Genomic DNA, 21297 nt, shown 5'->3' with positions numbered 1-21297 from the left:
AGAAAAATTCACTGCTCAAAAAATGAGCAGTGAATTTTTCTATACACCCCAGACCTCTTCTGAGATTTCCTTAACTAACTTAAGTTTTGCCCATTGCTCATCAGGCGTGATTTTGTTACCGATAGCACATGAGGCGAAACCGCATTGAGGAGAAAGCGAAAGACGATCGAGAGGAATGTATTTGGCCGCCTCATGGATACGGGCAATGACTGTTGCTTTATCTTCAAGTTCTGGCCTTTTTGTGGTAATAAGACCAAGTACCACATGTTTGTCAGCACTGACTTTAGCCAAAGGTTCGAAGCCTCCTGAACGTTCATCGTCGTACTCCAGATATAGTACGTCAACCTTCTCACGAGCAAAGACCCAGTCAGCCACAGAGTCATAGGCACCACTGTTGAACCAGGTAGAGTGGTAGTTGCCACGACAGATATGCGACGCCACCAGCAAATCAGTAGGGCGTCCTTCGAGTGCTAGGTTGTTTACCTTAAGCAAGAGGTCCTTAACATCGTCGAGTATTGGACTCAGACTAGCATAACGTAGTGAGGCCGCCTCGCCCACAATAGCGCCCCAAGTACAGTCGTCGAGCTGTAAGAACCGACCACCAACAACATAAAACTGGCGGATAAAATCCTGATAGACAGCAGCAATGTCACTGATCAATTCGTCGAGGTCGGGATAGATGGCCTTCGTGCCAGGAAAATTCTGCGGAATGATGAGTTGTTGGAAAAACTGCGCTGGCGACGGGACGGTTAGTTTTGCAATGGTCTGTGCATCTTCAAACTGCTGGACACGACGGAAATCGTCGATAAACGGATGCGGCTGTGCGGTGAGTTTGCCAGTAAGATAAATCCTGTCGAGGTGAGCTGTCTCGCCATTGAAGACAACATCCCCTCCATCTTCATGAGCCACGCCACCAAAGCCCCAGAAGAAGTCAAGATGCCAGAAGGTACGGTTGAATTCACCGTCGGTGATGACATGATAACCCAACTGTTTCTGCTTGTCAGTCAGTTCACGAACCAACTGGTCACGAGTACTGTCAGAGAGATTGGCTGGACGAAGGAAACTGCCTACAAAATCGGCTCGCTGCGGAACCTGAATGCCTTTAATTACTTTTGTCATTGTGATATTTTTTTCTGTTTGACTTTGTCGGATGTTGGAATTCCGACTGCAAAAGTAGTAAAAAGCCGCATTTATTCAAAAATTATTTTGCAAGTTCAGTAAAATATACTATATTTGTACCGAATTTCTATTTGATTACAGAATATTATTTGGCAATATGATAACATACGACGAACTTGACAACACCGATCGCAAGATATTGCGCATCCTACAAACCGACTCTACCCTTACTGTAAAGGAACTAGCTGCACGCATCAATCTCTCTGCCTCACCTACGTTCGACCGTCAGAAACGACTGGAGCGTGAGGGATTCATCCAAGGCTATCACGCTATTCTTGATGCAAAGAAGACAGGCAATGGCATCACCGTACTCTGTCACATGCGCCTGAAGCACCATTCACAAGTGCTGATGGATGACTTTATGGAGGCCATCCAGAACATTGACGAGATAACCGAATGCTACAATACAAGTGGCGAATATGATTTTACGTTGAAGATACAGACACGGGATATGGAGTCGTATCAGGAATTCATGCGTACCAAACTTGGCAACATCGACAGTGTGGGTTACTTCCATAGTGTTTTCGTTATGAAGGAGGTCAAGAACACGCATGGCGTTCCTCTAAGATAGCAAATAATTGAGCGAAGAATATTACCCTTCTTCATTAAACTTTTTGGAGAGCCGTACGTCTAATAGACGTATCATAAAATAAACCATATAAATATTATCAACAAACTAATCAACTTTTATGAGAAAACTATTCTTACCGCTTCTGCTTTTGGTAGCAGTATCTGCAAGTGCTGCAGAAAACCCCGTGTTAAAGATTGAAGGTGGTCAGGTACAAGGTGTATTGGCCGACGATTATCCTGATGTGTATGTGTATCGTGGAATTCCCTACGCAGCGCCTCCTATCAAAGAGAATCGTTGGAAGGAGCCTCAGCCCATCATACCATGGAAAGGCGTAAAAATCTGTGACACCTTCGGGCGTCCGAGTTATCAGGCCATTCAGTACCCTGGCGGTTACTACACTGAATGGGGCTATGGAAAGGAAGCAGGTTCCAGCGAGGACTGCTTATATCTGAACGTGTGGACAAAGGCTCCTGGTCAGGTAGGTAAGAAACTGCCTGTAGCCCTGTGGATTCATGGCGGTGGCTATCGTGAAGGGTTCGGTTCAGAACCTGAGTTCGACGGACAGGAGTGGGGCGCTAAGGACGTAGTGCTCGTTTCAATTAACTACCGTTTGGGCGTGTTCGGCTTCCTCGTACACCCAGCTCTCTCTGCAGAGAGTCCACATCACGTATCAGGCAATTATGGTATTCTCGACCAAATCGAGGCTCTGAAGTGGATTAAGAAGAATATTGAGCAGTTTGGTGGTGATCCCAATAACGTGACCATCTTCGGACAGAGTGCCGGTGGTGGCAGCGTGCGCACCCTCTGTGAGAGTCCCTTGGCTCGCGGTCTATTCCACAAGGCTGTGATTATGAGTGCTCAGGGTCTGAGTATCCCCGATGCCAACGGCAATCCGATGGGTGCTCGCTATAGTGGCGGTTCGTTTGCCGATGCCGAATCCAATGCCAAGAAAGTATTCGACTGGGCTGGTCTAACCGACTTAAAGAAGATGCGTCAGGCTTCTACAGAGACTATTTTTGCTTTGCCAACGCTCTATTATCAGATTAACGACAATGGTCAGCAAGCCAGCGGTCCAATGGCGTTTATGCGCATGGGACTGCCATTCATGCCGATGATCGATGGTTATGTATGCGAGAAGAGTTTTGATGACGCTACCCGCGAAGGAACCTTGGCCGACGTTCCCTATATGATTGGTTTCACTCTCAACGACATGGGCAACATGGCTCCCAACATCGCCGAGTTCTGTAAAGTTCGTGGCCAGAAAGGCGGCAAGGCCTGGGCCTACGAATTTGCACGTCCGCTGCCCGACGACGGTTCTCATCCTGAGGTGACACAGCGACTGAAGGGTGCTTTCCACTCAAGCGACCTTTGGTTTGTATTCAAGAGTCTGAAGCACTGCTGGCGTCCTTGGACTCAGGGCGACTGGGATCTCTCAGAGAAGATGTTGACCGCATGGACCAACTTTGTAAAGTATAGTGATCCAAACGGTCCTCAGGGCGGCGAATGGGCTCCTTGCACAGAGAAGAACAAGAAGTTCATGGTGTTCAAGTTGAACGACAAAGACGAAGAGGCATCCTTCTTCGGTGAACCAGAGATAGCACCTCAACCACAAGGTTTCCCCTTTGGTGGTTCTCGATAATTCTTCTGATTAACAACAAAAAAGGCCGGCGTAACTGTCGGCCTTTTATTGTTTGTTTACTGACGTTCTTCGTGTTCCTTCATGTAGTCGCGGGGCGACATGCCATAGAACTTCTTGAACACTGTAGAGAAAGAAGCTGAATTAGAGAAACCACATGCATACATCACCTCGGTAACGTTCATACCCTGAGTCGTGAGCAGCTGGGCAGCCTTTTTCAGGCGGATGTTACGAATGAAGTCATGAGGTGTCTGTCCTGTGAGCTCCTTCATCTTACGATGCAAATGAACACGGCTGATACCAGCCTTATCAGCAATCATGTCGACGCTGAGATCGGAGTTGGCCAGATTCTTATTGATACACTCCATAATACGCTCGAGCAACTTCTCGTCGGGCGATTTCAGGCGAATATCGCTTACCTGTTCCTCGAGGTCATCGTTTCGCTCATACTTCAGACGTAGCATGCGGCGACTGTTGATGAGGTTAGCAATAGTACGACGGAGAATATCCATATTAAATGGTTTGACGAAATAAGCGTCAGCACCCGTCTCAAGACCTTCGAGTTTATCTTCATCACGACTCTTAGCCGTAAGCATGATGAAAGGAATGATATTGGTCTCGGGGTTAGACTTGAGCTTAGAGCATAGCATATTACCATCCATTTCCGGCATCATGACATCACTGATAACAAGATCGGGGCGCGTGTGAAGAATCTCACCCAAGGCTTCACGGCCATTGACGCAGGCATGCACATCGTACTCGTCCTCAAGTTCATGTTCCAGATAGCTACGTATCTCGTCATCATCTTCAGCAATCACGAGGGTGAGACGGCGACTGAGCGGTACATCCACAACAGGAATTTCTTCATCCTTAGCCATTTCTTCCTCAATAATCGACGGCATATCGGCCAGAGCCTCCTGACTGTCAATCATCTCCTCTGGCGACAGGTGGGCATTACCCATCGGAATGGTAATCACGAATTCGCAACCCTGTTCGAGGTTATGAGCCGTGATAGTACCATGATGAAGTTCCACGAGCGAGCGAGTCAAGTCCAAGCCGATACCAGTGCCCACATTACGGTCGTTGGCAATGGTGGCCGTCTGATAGAAACGTTCGAATATCTTGTCAAGTTTATCATCAGGAATCTTCTCGCCGTTATCACTGATGGCAAGGGTAGCCTGCTGGTCGTTGTGAGTCAGGCGGATACCTACCTCACCGCCCGTAGGCGTATACTTAAAGGCATTAGAAAGCACGTTCATCACCACCTTGTCAAAATTCTGACGGTCTATCCATACATACAGATCCTCAGAGTCATGGTCGAAGGTGAGTTTTATCTGCTTAGCCCTGGCCTGATTCTCAAAGAGATTATAGATATCACCCACGAAACCAACGAGGTTGGTCTCCGACATGCGCATCTGCATCTGTCCTTTATCAATCTTACGGAGATCCATCATCTGGTTAATCAGACTCAGGATACGCTCGGCATTACGTTTGATGGTAAGATAGACCCCGCGACGGGCTGGATCGTCGTCACTCTTAATCAATGAGAGCAGCGGCGTAACAATCAGCGTCATAGGTGTACGTATCTCATGACTCATGTTCATGAAGAAGCGCAACTTAGCCTCGCCCATCTCTTCGGCATGGATATGTGCCTGCAAGCGCAAATTGTTCTGCTCACGATGGCGACGGTAGGTAAGATACTGCCAGATAAAGAGTCCAAACACGATGGCATAGAAACAGTAGGCCCAGGCAGAGCGGTACCACGGACTATGAATGACCACGGTAAACTCGCGCTCTGGAGTTTCGGTATTGTTGCGCTCAGCCTTCACGCGGAAGCGATAGGTACCTTCAGGCAGGTGAGAGAAAGTCAGCACGTTGATGCCTGGCTGCAAACGCACATAGGGTTCGCCATTGATACTATACAAATAGGATATGTGCTCTGGGTTCTCGTAGGTCAACGTTGAGAACTGTATGGCGAAAGAGTTATCGTGATAGTCGAGCTCAAAGCGGCGACTGGCATATACGGTGGTGTCTGTCACCTGATAGCTACCTGAGCGCGCGGTACCGCCAATAGGCTCACCATTGACGGTAAACGAGGTCAGCTGAACGCGAGCCTCCCACTTGCTTTGGGTAATATCCTGCGGGGTAAACCATGTCAGACCGCCTGTACCACCGAAGTATATCTGCCCGTTGGGAGAGGTGCTAGAGGCACCGTCACTGAACTCATTGCCTTGCAGGCCATCGTCGGCAAAAAAATTCTGGAACAGGCCCGTCTTAGGGTCGAAGCAGGACAGACCATGACAGGTACCCAGCCACAGTCTTCCATTGGCATAGCGTTCAATAGAGCCCACGGCATTATCACAGAGTCCCGTCTCGCGGGTATAGTGTTTCAGTACCTTTCCATCAAGACTATAACAGAATAGGCCGTCGTTAGTACCCACCCAGATATGACCGTTATATTCACGGGCTATTTTGACAGGCTGACCGTAATTGGGGCAGTTGGTGCCAAAAGTACTGATCCAACTGTCGGTGTCAAGGTCTAGACAACAGATACCCATCGACGTTGCACAATAGATGCGCTTGCTGTCGGGAGAGACAGACACCTGCGACACATAGTTGTTGATGATGCAATTCAACTTACGGTCAGCCTCAGCACCCCGTTTCATCATGTATTTCTTCAGGAAGTTACCCTTATTATCCATACACAACAGACCATATTTCATCGTTGCCAGCCAAAGGCGTCCATGGCTATCGCGATCGATATCCATCACAATCAGGTGCTTATCGCCAGGATACTGAATGGCGTTAAAGTGCTGAGTGGCAGGATCTATCCAACCAAAGCCGTCACCATAAGAGCCCAACCAGATATGCCCTTCGAGATCCTCGGCTAGTGACATGACGGTAGAGGGAACATGATCGACATAGTGCTTGAGTAGGCGTTCATCACTGCCAAAACAATAAAGGCCGTCCTTATCGGTACCTATCCACAGACGCCCCTTACTGTCAACAAGGGTACTGATGACGCAGGCACTGCCAATCTGATTGCGCGCGCCCTGCTTATATCCCATATAGTTAAAGCCACGGAAGGCTATAGGCTGCTTATAGATTCCCTTTTGCAGGAGTCCGAACCAGAGGTTTCCCATCTTATCCTCGGCAATCGAATAGACTTTGGTTTTAGACAAGTCTACCTCCATACTGAAGAAGGGGTTGTCGATGATACGGTTGTTCTGGGGTTCGAAAATAGCTATACCCTGACCATTATAGCCGATGATGATATTACCGAAATGGTCGCAATAGAGCGATGACACACCATGGCTCTTAGTGTCTTCAATATGAACGAAGTCACTGCCTTGCAGACGGTAGACACCAGCATTAGAGGTACCGACGTAAATCACACCGTTAAGGTCTTCACAAAGTCCTAGGAGGTTAAGGTCTGTGCGATCGGTAAGGTATCGCTTCATCTTAGTCCCATCGTAAGATAACAGACCAGTCTCATCGGTCACGATCCAAAGACGTCCCTTACGATCTTCAATCATAGAGTTGATGGTATGCAGACTGGCGAGAGCCCCACCCATCTGTCGGGCATGGGTCTTGTCTGTAAACCGCATGATGCCCAGACCCGAGGTACCGACAAGGATCTCACCATTGGCTCGCTCAACAAAGCAGGTGGCATAGCAACTGCCCTTCTGTCCTTTGACATCAGTCATCGTGACATTATTGAATGTACGACCGTCCCATGTCTGCAAGGCGCCATACATACCGAAATAGAACAAGCCGTTGCGGTCCTGTATAATCGTATTCACGTAATTGCTGGCAAGCGCCCGGTCGGCTTCGTTCTCACGGCGGAGCACCCGGAACTGATAGCCATCGTAACGGTTGATACCGTCGCGAGTGGCAGCCCATAAAAATCCTTCACGGTCAAAATACACCTGATTAACGAAACTACTGGATAGTTGTTTCTCTGTATTAAAGAATTTGCCCATCTGCGCGCATACGCTGATAGACATCGTTATAGCTATAATAGTTAGTAAAGTCTTAGGCCACATGCTTTGATTAATCTTTTATTTCGGCGACAAAGGTAATACATTTTTATGATTGAAACAAGAAAAATGTGACAAAAATTAAAGTTCATGAAACATATACTAATGTTTCCCAGCAGAAAAAGTGTTAACTTTGCACCCAAAAATCAAAATAAAGACGACATAGATGAAAACCAAATTCTTCAGACTGAAAAGTCTTTTTGCCATCACTGTATTACAGGCAGCCTTACCATTGAGAGGCTTAGCCGCCGATAAATTCGTAGTGTTCCAGTCAGCCGCCGACGCCTGGCAGCTGAAAGAGCAGACCGTTAGTTTTACCGACGGCGAGCACAGTTGTGTAAAACTGGCCATTGCCAATCTCGAAGCCGACTTTGAGAAGGTAACGGGAACAGCGGCACAGCGCAGTGAGGGTAAAACAAGTATCGTGATTGGTACCGTGGGCACCAACCCGCAGATCAACCAATGGGTAAAACAGGGTCTGCTTAGTCATCTGAAAGGCAAGACCGAGAAATACATAATCAAGACCATCGACGGCCAACTCGTCATTGCGGGCAGCGACAAACGCGGTACCGTATACGGCATCTACGAGCTGTCGCGCCAGATGGGCGTATCGCCCTGGCACTTCTGGGCTGACGTGCCTATTGAAAAGCACGCCCAATTGTTTATTCGCAAAGGTGAGTATACCGACGGGGAGCCTGCCGTGCGCTATCGCGGACTGTTCCTCAACGACGAGGCGCCCTGTTTGACGACATGGGTGAAGAACACCTTCGGCACCAACTACGGCGGCCACCAGTTCTACGAGAAAGTGTTTGAACTCATCCTGCGCCTGAAGGGCAACTACCTGTGGCCTGCCATGTGGGGATGGGCCTTCTATGCCGACGATCCCGAGAACCTGAAGACGGCCGACGACATGGGCGTGATGATGGGCACCTCGCACCACGAGCCGATGGCACGCAACCATCAGGAGTATGCCCGCGACCGCAAGGGATGGGGCGTCTGGAACTACTCAACCAACAAGGAGAACCTCGACCGTTTCTTCCGCGAAGGTATCGAACGCATGAAGGAGACCGACGACATCGTGACCATCGGCATGCGTGGCGATGGCGACGAGGCCATGGGTAATGGTACCGACACGAAACTGCTAGAGAACATCATCGACAACCAGCGCCATATCATCAAGGAGGTCACCAAGCGCCCTGCCAAGGAGACACCACAGATATGGGCGCTGTATAAGGAGGTACAAGACTATTACGACGCCGGCCTGCGCGTGCCCGATGACGTGACCGTGCTGCTCTGCGACGACAACTGGGGTAACGTGCGCCGACTGCCTACAGCCGAAGAGAAGAAGCGCAAGGGTGGCTGGGGACTGTATTACCACGTAGATTACGTGGGTGCTCCCCGCAATTCGAAGTGGATCAACGTTACCCCGATACAAAACATGTGGGAACAGCTGCAGCTAGCCTACAATGGCGGCATTCAGAAGCTGTGGATCCTGAATGTAGGCGACTTGAAGCCGATGGAATACCCCATCCAGCTGTTTATGGACATGGCTTGGGACCCCAACAAGTATCAGGTTGACCATCTGCTCGACCACACTCGCGAATTCTGCGCCGAGAGTTTCGGCGAAGAGCAGGCCCAGGAGGCTGCCTCTATCTTAAACCTCGTAAGCAAGTACAACGGCCGCATCACATCTGAGATGCTCGATGCCAGAGTGTATACCACCGACGAGTTTGCACAGGTGGTAAGCGAATATCAGGCCTTGGAAGCCCGTGCCCTGCGCCAGTTCATCACCTTGAAGCCCGAGTGCCGTGACGCCTATCGACAAATCATCCTCTTCCCCGTACAGGCCATGGGTAACATCTATGAGATGTACTATGCACAGGCCATGAACCTGAAACTGGCTGCCGTGGGCGATCCTGACGCCAACTGCTGGGCAGAGCGCTGCCGTCAGGCTTTCAAGCGCGATTCACTGCTGATGCGTGAGTACAACAAAGACATCGCAGGCGGCAAGTGGGACGGCATTATGATACAGAAGCACATCAGCTACACTATGTGGAACGACTCCTATCCTGCCGATGTCTGTCCCAAGCTAGTTGAGGTTGAGAAGCCTCAGAACGGTCCGACCTTCAGCGCTGACGGCGGTTATATCAGCATAGAAGCCGAACATACCTACAGCCGCGACGATGCCGCAGAAGCCAAGTGGACGGTGATTCCCTATATGGGTCGTACCAAAAGCGGTATCGCCCTGATGCCCTATACCGCAAAGACCGACGGCGGAACACTCACCTACCGTTTCGAGGCCAACGGTAAGAAGATGGTCAAAGTGCATGTGGTCACCAAGTCAACTCTCGACTATCTGGATAAGGGAGGCCTCATCTACGACGTGGCTATCGACGGCGGCATCCCTGTGAGTGTCAACTTCAACGGCAACCTGAACGAGAAGCCTGAAAACATCTACAGCGTCTACTACCCCACCGTAGCCTTACGTGTTGTTGAGAAAGAAGTAGAGTTGCCCGTCAACGACGAGGGCAACATCCATACGCTGATCATCCACCCGCAAGATCCTGGTATCGTGTTCGAGAAGATCGTCATTGACCTGGGTGGTTACCAGCGGCAATTCCTCTTCGGCAAAGAATCACCCAAAAGCTACAAAAAGTAAAAAGACAATATGAAGATAGTCGATGCACATAGCCATCTGTGGCTGAAACAAGACACCACCTGGAACGGTCTGCCCATCAAGTCGAAGAAAAACGGCCGCTCCATCTTCCTCGGTGAAGAGGTACAGATGCTGCCGCCATTCATGACCGACGGCAAGAACACAGCAGAGGTTTTCCTCTCCAACATGAACTACGCTCAGGTGTCGGCGGCCGTCGTCGTTCAGGAGCTGATAGACGGTAATCAGAATCACTACCTGCAACAGGTGGGTGAGACCTATCCCAACCGCTTTGTCGTCTGCGGCATGATCAACTTCTTCCAGCCCAATCTGCCACTTCAGACACAAGTTCTCATCGACAGTGGTTTCAAAGGCTTGGCCATCCCCGGCCACCGTCTCATCACCAACACCCGTCATGCCCATCTGAACGACCCGGAGATGATGAAGATGTTCCACCTGATGGAGAATCACGACATCTTCCTCTCCATCACCCTAGCCGACGGCGAGGAACAGACCGATGAGCTGCGCGAGGTGATAGAGGAATGTCCACGGTTGCGCATCGCCATCGGTCATCTGGGCATGGCCAGTCCACCCCAGGGCAACATCTGGGAGAACACCGACTGGAAGAGACAGATCATGCTGGCCAGCCGCGACAACGTATATATAGAATGTGGCGGCATCACCTGGCTCTACAACAGCGAGTTCTACCCCTTCCCCTCTGCCGTGCGCGCCATACGCGAGGCAGCTGGTCTGGTCGGCTTCGACAAGCTGATGTGGGGCAGCGACTATCCGCGCACCATCACGGCCATCACCTACCGCATGTCCTACGACTTCATTCTCAAAACACAGGAGATGACCGACAAAGAAAAACAGCTTTTTCTCGGTGAGAACGCACAAAGGTTCTACCAGCTGAAAGAGCTCATCGAACTTCCCTATATTAAAAATATGTCAGAATAAGAACTAACAATGAAAAGATTTCTAACCCATTCACTCATGACCATGCTGATGCTGGCACCTGCCACACAGGCAATGGCCGACGACTACCTGACTCTTCACACAGAGAAGATTCAGAATCCTATGCTGTGGGCCGATGTCCCAGACCCCGACGTGATCCGCGTAGGCGACACCTTCTATCTGGTATCCACTACGATGCATCTCATGCCCGGCGCACCCATCATGAAGTCGAAAGATCTGAAGAACTGGGAGACCGTAGGCTATATCTTCGACAAACTGACCGACTCACCAAAGTACGACCTGCAGCAAGGCACCGCCTACGGCCGCGGTCAGTGGGCCACCTCGCTGAAATATCATAACGGCAAGTTCTACGCGCTGCTGGCTCCCAACGAGCAGGGTGCCATGGGCGACACCTACATCTTTACCGCCGACAAGGCAGAAGGTCCCTGGACCATTCTCTCACGCATGCGCCACTTCCACGACTGCTCACTGTTCTTCGACGACGACAACCGTGTCTACGTCATCTACGGCACAGGCGAGATGATGGAACTGAAGTCCGACCTCTCCGACGTCATTGAAGGCAGCTATCAGAAAATCTTCGAGCGCGAGGAAGACGAGAAGGGCCTCCTCGAAGGCAGCCGTGTCATCAAGCACAACGGCAAGTACTACCTGCTCATGATCTCACACGTCTACGCCCCTGGCAAACACCGTCGCGAGGTGTGCTACCGTGCCGACGACATCCATGGACCTTGGGAGAAGCAGGTGATTCTTGAGAGCGAGTTCGGCGGATTCTCATACGAGGCCCAGGGCACCATCGTCGACACCGAGGACGGCGACTGGTACGGCATCATCTTTCAGGACCGCGGCGGTGTGGGCCGTGTGCTCACCGTGATGCCCTGTCGCTGGATCAACGGCTGGCCGATGCTGGGCGACGAGAACGGTAAGGTGCCCGACACGGTACGTCCATTGAAGAGCGGCGAACCCGAGACATCTATCGTCAAGAGCGACGACTTCAGCAGCGACAAGCTCGGTCTGCACTGGCAGTGGAACCACAACCCCATCGACAAGGCTTGGAGCCTCTCAGAGCGCCCCGGTTACCTGCGTCTGAAGACTAGTCGCGTGGTCAAGAGCATCTACCTGGCCCCAAACACGCTGACACAGCGCATGGAAGGACCGAAGTGTAGCGGTGCTATCGCCATGGACCTCTCGAAGATGAAGGATGGCGACTATGCCGGACTGGCTGCATTCAACAGTGATACGGGAGCCCTCACCATCAAGAAACAGAGCAAGAAACTGGTGCTTCAGATGAACGAGCTGAAGGTGGAACTCTCCGACAGCAACAAGGAGGTGACCAACGTAGAAGAAAAGACCATTGAGAGCGTAGAGCTGAAGCAGAATAAGATATGGCTGCGCATCGATGCAGATTTCGGACCCGTCAAGACCAAGGGCATGATGCCCGGCAAGGATCTGGCCACATTCTACTACAGCCTCGACGGTGAGCAGTGGACAAAGATCGGTTCCGACTATAAGATGGGCTTCGACTGGCGTCGCTTCTTCATGGGCCAGAAGTTCGGCATCTTCTGCTACGCCACCAAGAAAGCCGGCGGCTACGTAGACGTCGACGTCTTCAACTACCAGAGAAATTAGAAAAATGACTCCCCGAACTGCCTAGTTCGGGGATTTTTTTACGAACCCCTTCGATTTCCACTTACCCGACCGCCAGCGACGCAGGAGAATGACGCCTCGTATGTTCTCGTCAAGTGCGAACCCTATCCACATTCCGATAAGGCCATAGCCCAGCGGAATACCGATGAAGTAGCCGACGCCCACGGCAATCGTCCAGTTGAAGATAATAGCAATGACCACGGGATAGATGGCATCGCCAGTGGCCCTCAGCGTACCCACGGCAAAGATGTTCGACGTGCGTCCAATCTCCAAGAACCAGTCAACCACCAGCACCCACACGCCAACCGTGATAATCTCCTGATTATCAGTAAAGGCACTGAGGATACTGCGCCCCGACAGCGCGAGAAGTGCCGAGCCCATAAGTGTGATAACCATCGACCAGCGGTAGAAATAATTGCCGAGCACGTAGGCGGCCTGATGGCGCTGCTGCCCCACAAGATGGCCCACAAGGATATCACCGCCCTGCGTGATACTGAGACAGAACAGATAGACGAACATAATCATGTTGTAGCAGTAGGTTCGCGTGGCCAGCGCCTCGTTGCTAATCTGGTTGATGAAGTAAGTGACCACCACCTGCGACAGGCAATAGGATATGTTCTCGCTCATAGCGGGGATACCGATATAAAGCAGATTTCTCAGTTCCTGCCAGGGTATGGGGCGGAAATAGCGCAGCGGAAAACGGGGGATATGCACCTTAAAGTGGATGCAGGCCAACAGCACCATGGCAATGATACGACTGGTAGCCGTAGCGATGGCGGCACCCTCCACACCCAGCTGTGGACAGCCCCATCGCCCGAAGATAAGGGCGTAGTTGCCGATGATATTGAGCACATTCACGATACCCGTCACCACCATAGGATAGACCACTTTGTCGGCACTTCTCAGCGAAGCCGAGAAAGTCAGCGACAGCGCCTGGAAGAACGACAGCGCACCCGTCAGTCGCAGATACACCAGCCCATCGTCCATCAACTCTGGGCGCAATCCCATCAATTGCAACAGTTGTTCGGCATAGAAGAACAGCAGTGCGCTCATCGACAGACTGAGCATCAGGTTTATCACCAGCGCCATACCCACAGCCTGCACAAGCCGCTTCCTCAGTCCCGCTCCGATATACTGAGCGCAGAGGATGGCCACACCCATCGAGAAGAATTGGTAAACGAGAAACACGAGCGACATCAGTTGGTTGTCAAGTCCCACTGCCGCCACGCTGTTGTCGCTATACCGACTCAGCATCACGGTGTCTACGGCACCCAGCAGCATCACAAGGGCCATCTCTATGAATACGGGGATAGTCAGCACCTTCAACTGTCGTTTTAAAGAGTGATTGGGCATAAATTGTCTAGTTATTTTATTCTGTTAAACCTAAAAACGGGGTGCAAAGGTAGCAATAATTCCCCTAACCACCAAGTTATCAATACATACATAGTATAAATTTTGTTAAATCTTTCGATTCTCGTGCAAGATTTTCCGTTTTCCGAATTTATATGGCTGAATTATAAATCAAAACCATAACGACAATGAAAAAGAAGACTATTTATGTTTGCCTGACACTTCTCGTAACTATTTTCATGACTAGCTGCAGCAGCGATGATGATGAGACCTTCGGTACAGGACTGACTGGGAAATGGGATTTAATTGAAGTCCAGAACGGCCCTGACGGGTTATGCAAGGATGACTATACTAACCAGTATCCGTCAGGATCTGTCATTATTGAAATCAAAGAGAGTGGAGAGATTGTCTTCAACTATGAAGACGGGAAAGTTGAAACCCGTGACTATTCCTTCCCTGAAGACCAGGAGAGATATAATTCTTCCTTGCCAGTCATGACCATTGGTGAAGTACCATTCAGCTATGCCATCGAAGGGAACAGACTTAAACTGCATTATTACGGTTCCTATTTCACCGATCATATTCCAGCAACATTTGTGTTTAAACGTATAAGGTAAATAAATATTTACCAGACTGCAATTGGCAGTCTTTTAAATGACATCTCGACTATCAATCATGCCAAGACGCAAAAAGGGTGTGATACACCTTTTTTGCGTAGATTTTTTGCACATGTGCACCTTATTTTGTTATTTTTTTAAGCGAGAAATAAAATATATAATACATTCTTTCGTTTCGCACGGATTAAATTCTTAGCGCAAAAAAAACAAACTAAAAAAATGAGACAGAAGAGGAAAAGGGGCAACACCCTTTTAGAACTCTTTGCGCCTAATTTTAGGGCCAAAGCAGTAGAAATGGATTAGAGAGTGCAAGATGGTGAGTAACGTAACAAAGAAAACAAGCCCATTGCAGTTACTGGAAATCAGGTTCATCTTAAAGAGAGGCGACAAAGTAAAAGTTTATCGCGAGCTGGTAAGAATCATTGCCAACGGTTCATTAGCCGTCAGCAAGAGAGCTGGCCAGATTCTTTGCGAAGCATACCAACTTTGCCAACAATCCAGAAATCAAAAAAATGAGAAAGCGCCATTTACCATTCTCTAAGTTTCTATAAAATATGTAGTTATGGCAAAGAAAGAAAAGGACGATGCCAACGGGAAGAGGTTGTACAAGGCCTGTCCGTGTATTGGGAACGTGGCCAGAAGATATGCCACCCTGCAACAGAAATGAGACAAATAAGAAAATACATGTAACATTTAAAAAGATGCGATTGGCAAATTTGTCGTAACTTTGCAGCCGAACTCATCACCAGAGTCGTCGGCTGCAATTTTATAATCAATCATCATAACTAAAAAAGCAATGAAACAGTTTATATCAACTATTCTCCTGTGCATGCTCGCTCTGACGGTCAACGCACAGAAACCGGATCCGAACTTCTACATCTTCCTGTGTTTTGGACAGTCGAACATGGAGGGCAACGCACGCCCCGAGGCTCAAGATCTGGCCAGTCCCGGTCCACGCTTCCTGCTGATGCCCGCCGTCGACTTTCCCGAAAAGGGTCGTAAGATGGGTGAGTGGTGCGAAGCCTCTGCCCCACTCTGTCGCCCCAACACGGGTCTGACCCCTGCCGACTGGTTTGGTCGCACCCTCGTGGCCTCACTGCCCGAGAATATTAAGATAGGTGTCATCCATGTGGCCGTCGGCGGTATCGACATCAAGGGATTCCTACCCGACAGCATCGACAGCTATGTGAAGACCAAGGCCCCACAATGGATGAAGGGCATGTTGGCCGCTTACGGCAACAACCCCTACGAGCGACTGATGACACTAGCCAAGAAGGCCCAGAAGGACGGTGTGATAAAAGGTATCCTGATGCATCAGGGCGAGACGAACACGGGCGACCCGAAATGGGCCGGCATGGTGAAGCAGGTGTACGACAACCTGTGTGGCGACCTGCAGCTGAAGCCCGAGGACGTGCCTCTGTTTGCCGGTAACATCGTACAGGCCAACGGCGAGGGCGTCTGCATCGGTTGCAAGAAGCAGATTGACGAGCTGCCCCAGACCCTGCATACCGCACAAGTAATCTCCTCAGATGACTGTACCAACGGTCCCGACAAGTTGCACTTCGACGCAGCAGGCTATCGTGAGCTAGGCTGCCGCTACGGCGAGGCCGTGGCACGCTTTCTGGGCTTTGAGCCCATCCGCCCGAAGATGGAGTCGAACATCAAAAAGATGGAGGTGCCTGCCAACGCCTTCATCGCCGAGACCACCATTCCCGGCAACCAGTTCCCTAAACTCGACAAGGAGCGTCGCGGCTACTTCTACCTGAAGGCCCCCGAGGCTAAGAACGTGGTGCTCGACATCTGCGACAAGAAATACAATATGCAGAGCGACGGTCAGGGCGGCTGGACGGCAGTGACCGACCCGCTGGTAGAGGGTTTCCACTACTACTTTATGAACATCGGCGGTGTGAACTTCATCGACCCCGCCACAGAAACTTTTTTCGGCTGTAACCGTGAGGCCGGCGGCATCGAAGTGCCCGAAGGTCCCGAGGGCGACTACTACCGTCCGCAGCAGGGCGTTCCCGCCGGACAGGTGCGTCGCGTATACTATTTCAGCAACGAGCAGCAGACATGGCGCCACGCCATGGTCTACACCCCTGCCGAGTATGAGCTGAAGGCTAACCAGAAGAAGCGTTACCCCGTGCTCTACCTACAGCATGGTATGGGTGAGGACGAGACCGGCTGGAGCAAGCAGGGCCACATGCAGCACATCATGGACAACGCCATCGCCAAGGGCGAGGCCGTACCGATGATCGTGGTGATGGAGAGCGGCGACATCAAGGCGCCCTTCGGACAGGGACAGACCATGGACACCTATGGAAACTCGTTCTATCCCGTACTGCTGAACGACCTGATTCCTTATATCGAGGCAAACTTCCGCGCAAAAACCGATCGCGAGAATCGCGCCATGGCTGGTCTGTCATGGGGTGGCCATCAGACGTTCGACATCGTGCTCAACAACCTCGATAAGTTCTCTTACCTAGGCACCTTCAGCGGCGCCATCTTCAATCTCGACGTGAAGACCGCCTACAATGGTGTGTTCACCAAGGCCGACGAATTGAACAAGCAGATTCACTATTTCTTCATGATGAGCGGCACAGAGGGCATGGACAAGATGTTCGGCACCGAGAAGCTGGTGAAGAGCCTCAACGAGCAGGGCGTAAATGCCCACTACTACGAGTCGACAGGCACAGCCCACGAGTGGCTCACCTGGCGCCGCGGACTAAACCAATTCATTCCTCATCTGTTTAAAAAATAGGTAAAGATGTTATAAAGAAAAGATGCTCACCACTAACGGCGAGCATCTTTTTTTATGCCTCTAAGGATATAAAGTCTTCCGTCGTCGATAAGTTTGAGGATGAGTTCGCCGAAGAGCGTGTTCTGCCAGGCGAACCAGTGGCGGCTGTATCTGGCGGCATCGTCCTTGTTGAACGACTCGTGCATGAAGCCAGTGCCGGCATCGGTATCGACCAGCATCTGGATGCACTGCTTAATCTCGTTGTCGTCGGTGCTGGTGAAGGCACGCATCATGATAGACATGGGCCATACCATGTCGTAGCCTACATGAGGTCCGCCGATACCCGCGCCCGCCTTGCCACGGAAAAAGTAAGGGTTAGACTCGCTCCATACAAAGCGGCGCGTATTCTGATAGACGGGGTCATTGATATCCACATCGCCCAGATAGGCCATGGCCAGCAGACTGGGCACGTTGGCATCGTCCATGAGATGGTGATTGCCAAAGCCATCGACCTCGAAAGCGTAGATCTTACCAAATTCGGGATGGTTGTAGACGGCATAGCGCTGCAGGGCGTCGTTTACCTCGTCAGCCAGCGAGGTGCACTCCTCGGCCAGTTCCGTATCCTTGTTCACCTTCGTCAGGATGTCGGCCGCCTTACGGAGTGAGGTGACGGCAAAGAAGTTCGAGGGAATGAGGAAAGGGAACACGGTGGCGTCGTCGCTGGGACGGAACACCGAGGCTATCAGTCCTACAGGCTTAACAGGGTTGCCATAGCCACCATGGCTCACGGTGTCATACTGCTGGGCGGTGGTACGTTGGAAGTGGTACGGACCGAGACCGTCCTTGCGCTGCTGCTCACGGAAGGTGGTGAGAATCTTACCGATGGCCTTGTGCCACAGTTCGCCGAAGATGGAGTCGTCGCCGGTGACAAGCCAATAGTGGTATGCCAAGCGGATGGGATAGCAGAGCGAATCAATTTCATACTTACGTTCGTGCAAGTTGGGGTTCATATCCGTATGGTCGCTCTCCCACTCACTACCGGTGGGACCCATGTTGAAGGCGTTGGCATAAGGGTCGATACAAATACACTTCAGCTGGCGCAGGATGGTGCCCCGCACCATCTTACGGATCTTCACGTCGTTCTTGGCAAACTGCACGTAGGGCCACACCTGGGCACCGGAGTCGCGAAGCCACATGGCATGGATGTCGCCGGTATAGACAAAGGTGTCGTCATCGCCTTCGCTGTCGGAATAATGTACGGTAGTGTCAAGTGTGTTCGGGAAACAGTTCTCGAACATCCATGCCAGGTAAGGCGCGTCCTCCAGAAGTTTCTTCACTTCGGCAATCTTCTTCTCAATCGTGTTTGAAGTGAAAAGCCGTTTTTTGGCAGCCGGTCGGCGCGACACCTTCGTATTGTCTGCCGGAGCAGCAATGGTCTTGCTCCATTCTTCAATCCCATCGGCCATGACAGGCAGTGAGAGTCCTGCCAGCAGGATTGTCATGAGTAATGTACGTCTGTTCATATTTGCTTGTTTTTTATGTTTTAATTATCCGGTTGCAAAGTTACTAATAATCCTTCACTCCTTTGTCGCAATGGCTGCCAAATCTGTCGTTTCGACAAAATTTGCAGAAACGAGGACAACGTTTCACGACATTCTGTATACCTTTGCAAACCCAATAAATAAAAAACGTAAGATGATGATAAAAAAAACGCTAACACTACTACTTGGTCTGCAGATGTCGGGACTTGTCGTGCATGCCGGCAACCTGACCAACAAGGTGAACCCGCTCATCGGTACCACAACATTATGGACACCGGAAGACTTAGGATATACCCGCACGGAAACGAAACGTGCCTGGGGTGCCGAAGCCTTTCCTGGTGCAGCCCTGCCCAACGCCATGGTGCAGCTGACACCGGTCACGATGTACCCGTCGGGCTCGGGCTATCAGTATGAGGACCACCAAATATACGGTTTCGCTCATACCTGTAAAGGACACTGGAACCTGCTGCACGTACCTGTCATGCCAGTCACAGGCCGATTCTATCCCGACAACTTCTGTTCGTGGTTTAGTCACGACAACGAGTCGGCACGCCCTGGCTACTATCAGGTGTATCTCAACCGTTACCATGTGAACGCCGAACTCACCTCTACCCTGCGCTGCGGCTATCATCGCTACACCTTCCGCGCGGAGGACGAGAAACGGCTGGTTGTGGATATCACCAGAAGCAACAACCGTCCCCGCAAGTGGCACATCGAAAAGTCGGGTGCTAACACCTTCCAGGGTTTTCAGGATGGCGAGGGACGTATCTATTTCTACGCTGTCGCTAATCACGATGTCAGCGAGGTTAGTATCCAGAAGGATTTCCGTCATCAGATAGCAGTGGTTGATTTCGCTCATAATAAAGGTTCGCGTGCGTTGGAACTCAAGATTGGTTTCTCGTTTGTGAGCATTGCCAATGCCAAGCAGAACCTCGAGGCCGAGATGCTCGACAAGAGTTTTGAGCAGGTGTGCCAGGAGGCCGACAATATCTGGAATAAGCAGTTAGGGCATATCCAAGTAGAGGGCGGTACCGAAAAGCAGCAGACCATGTTCTACTCTACACTCTACCGTGCTTTTCTGTGGCCTGCCTTGCGCAGCGATGTGAATGGCGAGTACACCGACGAACAGGGCCGTGTTTGCAAAGCCGATTTCCGTTACTATACCAATCCTTCTTTCTGGGATACCTATCGTAACAAGCTTATTCTGTTGGGTATGATTACTCCTGATGTAGCTACTGATATCATCAAGTCGATTATCGATAAAGGTGAGAAGGCCGGTGGTTATATGCCCACCTTCTTCCATGGCGACCATGCCTCTACCTTCGTGGCAGGTTCGTGGCTGCGTGGCATCAAGGACTTCGACTTGCAGCGTGCCTATAAGCTCCTGCTCAAGAATGCTACCGTTCCCGGTCGTGGTGGTCGTCCTTGGTTGAAAGAATATCTGGAGCAGGGTTGGATTGCCGAAAAGGACACCACCAATGTGCCTACATGGAACGAGTATAAGGCTTCGGTAACCAAAACCCAGGAGTATGCCTACGATGATTATGCTACCGCTCTGATAGCCCGTGAGCTGAAAGATAAGAAAAACTACAAGTTGCTGATGCAGCACTCGCAGAACTACAAGAACCTGTTTGATGCGTCAACAGGCTTCTGGCGTGGCAGAATTGCCGATGGCTCTTGGATTAAGGATTTCGACCCTTGGTATCCCTATTACGCCTATATGTACCGTGAGGCCGATGCCTGGAATTCGCTGTTCTTTGCACCTCACGATCCCGAGGGTATGGTGGCACTCTATCCCTCAAAAAAGGCTGTTGAACAGAAACTCGACTCGCTGTTTACCCAACCCAATCATGGCTACGAGGCGTGGAACCTGACAGGTTTCTTAGGAACCTACTGTCATGGCAACCAGCCCGGTCACAGCATTCCTTATACCTATTATTTTGCTGATAAGCAGGAAAAGGCCCAGGTGGTTATCGATTCGCTGCTGAGCCATTATTATGGTATGGGCGAAGAGGGCTTGGCCTATGCAGGTATGGACGACGCCGGCGAGATGTCGTCGTGGTACGTGCTCAATGCCATCGGCATCTATACCTACTCGCCTGCAGACCCGAAATACATCGTCACGGTGCCGCTCTTCCGGAAGGTCAGCTTCACTCTCGGAATAACAGGTAAGACGTTTACCATCCGTCGTGAGGGAACCGGCCGTAAGATTAGCCGGATCACCGTAGGTGGTAAGCCGCTGAAGGGCTGGTTCGTCACCCATAGTCAGCTGGCGCAAGGAGCAGAGATGCTCATCCAGACAGAATAAGTTATATAATCAACTGTTACTATAATTAAAACCAATCTTAAACAAT

General features: G+C 50.8%; 12 protein-coding genes. 8 read left to right on the top strand and 4 right to left on the bottom strand.

Annotation, left to right across the window (positions count from 1 at the left end):
- Window positions 1-39: 39 nt before the first annotated feature.
- The gene (locus tag BMX82_RS06450) at window positions 40-1119 is read right to left on the bottom strand and encodes a uroporphyrinogen decarboxylase/cobalamine-independent methonine synthase family protein (RefSeq protein ID WP_036914465.1); all 1080 of its coding nucleotides are present in this window, start codon (window positions 1117-1119) and stop codon (window positions 40-42) included.
- A 157-nt stretch (window positions 1120-1276) separates the two neighbouring features.
- Here BMX82_RS06450 and BMX82_RS06445 point away from each other — a divergent pair, with 157 nt between their 5' ends.
- Window positions 1277-1750: an Lrp/AsnC family transcriptional regulator gene (locus tag BMX82_RS06445; RefSeq protein WP_091767039.1), complete on the top strand. Its 474-nt coding sequence runs from the start codon at window positions 1277-1279 to the stop codon at window positions 1748-1750.
- A 118-nt stretch (window positions 1751-1868) separates the two neighbouring features.
- Window positions 1869-3389, top strand: a complete 1521-nt coding sequence (locus BMX82_RS06440) for a carboxylesterase/lipase family protein (protein ID WP_091767036.1) — start codon at window positions 1869-1871, stop codon at window positions 3387-3389.
- Between the two features lie 56 nt (window positions 3390-3445).
- On the opposite strand, the gene BMX82_RS06435 is transcribed toward BMX82_RS06440, so the two are convergent.
- Window positions 3446-7432, bottom strand: coding sequence for a hybrid sensor histidine kinase/response regulator transcription factor (locus tag BMX82_RS06435; RefSeq protein ID WP_091767033.1), 3987 nt, complete (start codon window positions 7430-7432; stop codon window positions 3446-3448).
- A gap of 160 nt (window positions 7433-7592) precedes the next feature.
- On the opposite strand from BMX82_RS06435, the gene BMX82_RS06430 reads away from it, so the two are divergent.
- From BMX82_RS06430 to BMX82_RS06420, 3 genes are all read left to right on the top strand, one after another.
- Window positions 7593-10085, top strand: a complete 2493-nt coding sequence (locus BMX82_RS06430; RefSeq protein WP_091767031.1) for a glycosyl hydrolase 115 family protein — start codon at window positions 7593-7595, stop codon at window positions 10083-10085.
- 9 nt (window positions 10086-10094) lie between these two features.
- Entirely contained in the window at window positions 10095-11036 is a 942-nt protein-coding gene (locus tag BMX82_RS06425; protein WP_091767028.1) for an amidohydrolase family protein, read from the top strand.
- A 72-nt stretch (window positions 11037-11108) separates the two neighbouring features.
- Entirely contained in the window at window positions 11109-12680 is a 1572-nt protein-coding gene (locus tag BMX82_RS06420) for a glycoside hydrolase family 43 protein (RefSeq protein ID WP_051949890.1), read from the top strand.
- 21 nt (window positions 12681-12701) lie between these two features.
- Here the strand turns inward: BMX82_RS06420 and BMX82_RS06415 are convergent, their stop codons facing one another.
- Window positions 12702-14051: an MATE family efflux transporter gene (locus tag BMX82_RS06415; protein ID WP_091767025.1), complete on the bottom strand. Its 1350-nt coding sequence runs from the start codon at window positions 14049-14051 to the stop codon at window positions 12702-12704.
- 185 nt (window positions 14052-14236) lie between these two features.
- Here BMX82_RS06415 and BMX82_RS06410 point away from each other — a divergent pair, with 185 nt between their 5' ends.
- Both BMX82_RS06410 and BMX82_RS06405 read left to right on the top strand, forming a co-directional pair.
- Window positions 14237-14665 carry a hypothetical protein gene (locus BMX82_RS06410; protein ID WP_143058333.1) on the top strand — a complete coding sequence of 143 codons (429 nt, stop codon included), beginning with the start codon at window positions 14237-14239 and terminating at the stop codon, window positions 14663-14665.
- Between the two features lie 796 nt (window positions 14666-15461).
- A complete protein-coding gene (locus BMX82_RS06405) occupies window positions 15462-17423 on the top strand; it encodes a bifunctional carbohydrate acetyl esterase/feruloyl esterase (RefSeq protein WP_091767020.1) in 1962 nt (653 codons plus the stop codon).
- 32 nt (window positions 17424-17455) lie between these two features.
- Here the strand turns inward: BMX82_RS06405 and BMX82_RS06400 are convergent, their stop codons facing one another.
- Window positions 17456-18868, bottom strand: a complete 1413-nt coding sequence (locus tag BMX82_RS06400; RefSeq protein WP_231622240.1) for a glycoside hydrolase family 125 protein — start codon at window positions 18866-18868, stop codon at window positions 17456-17458.
- Window positions 18869-19139: 271 nt separating this feature from the next.
- Between BMX82_RS06400 and BMX82_RS06395 the strand changes: the two genes are divergently transcribed.
- Window positions 19140-21251, top strand: a complete 2112-nt coding sequence (locus BMX82_RS06395; protein WP_231622241.1) for a GH92 family glycosyl hydrolase — start codon at window positions 19140-19142, stop codon at window positions 21249-21251.
- The last annotated feature ends 46 nt before the right edge of the window (window positions 21252-21297 follow it).

The organism is Prevotella sp. khp7, assembly GCF_900109055.1.
In the GTDB taxonomy this organism is placed as follows: domain Bacteria; phylum Bacteroidota; class Bacteroidia; order Bacteroidales; family Bacteroidaceae; genus Prevotella.
The sequence above is the reverse complement of the archived record's forward strand: the minus strand, read 5'-3'. Positions and strand labels throughout refer to the sequence as shown.

Bases quoted from the DNA above. Each gene is read 5' to 3' on its own strand.
- BMX82_RS06405 (WP_091767020.1), top strand. From the start codon at position 15,462: ATGAAACAGTTTATATCAACTATTCTCCTGTGCATGCTCGCTCTGACG.
- BMX82_RS06410 (WP_143058333.1), top strand. From the start codon at position 14,237: ATGAAAAAGAAGACTATTTATGTTTGCCTGACACTTCTCGTAACTATT.
- BMX82_RS06440 (WP_091767036.1), top strand. From the start codon at position 1,869: ATGAGAAAACTATTCTTACCGCTTCTGCTTTTGGTAGCAGTATCTGCA.
- BMX82_RS06445 (WP_091767039.1), top strand. From the start codon at position 1,277: ATGATAACATACGACGAACTTGACAACACCGATCGCAAGATATTGCGC.
- BMX82_RS06435 (WP_091767033.1), bottom strand. From the start codon at position 7,432: ATGTGGCCTAAGACTTTACTAACTATTATAGCTATAACGATGTCTATC.
- BMX82_RS06425 (WP_091767028.1), top strand. From the start codon at position 10,095: ATGAAGATAGTCGATGCACATAGCCATCTGTGGCTGAAACAAGACACC.
- BMX82_RS06400 (WP_231622240.1), bottom strand. From the start codon at position 18,868: ATGGCCGATGGGATTGAAGAATGGAGCAAGACCATTGCTGCTCCGGCA.
- BMX82_RS06450 (WP_036914465.1), bottom strand. From the start codon at position 1,119: ATGACAAAAGTAATTAAAGGCATTCAGGTTCCGCAGCGAGCCGATTTT.
- BMX82_RS06420 (WP_051949890.1), top strand. From the start codon at position 11,109: ATGGCCGACGACTACCTGACTCTTCACACAGAGAAGATTCAGAATCCT.
- BMX82_RS06430 (WP_091767031.1), top strand. From the start codon at position 7,593: ATGAAAACCAAATTCTTCAGACTGAAAAGTCTTTTTGCCATCACTGTA.
- BMX82_RS06395 (WP_231622241.1), top strand. From the start codon at position 19,140: ATGTCGGGACTTGTCGTGCATGCCGGCAACCTGACCAACAAGGTGAAC.
- BMX82_RS06415 (WP_091767025.1), bottom strand. From the start codon at position 14,051: ATGCCCAATCACTCTTTAAAACGACAGTTGAAGGTGCTGACTATCCCC.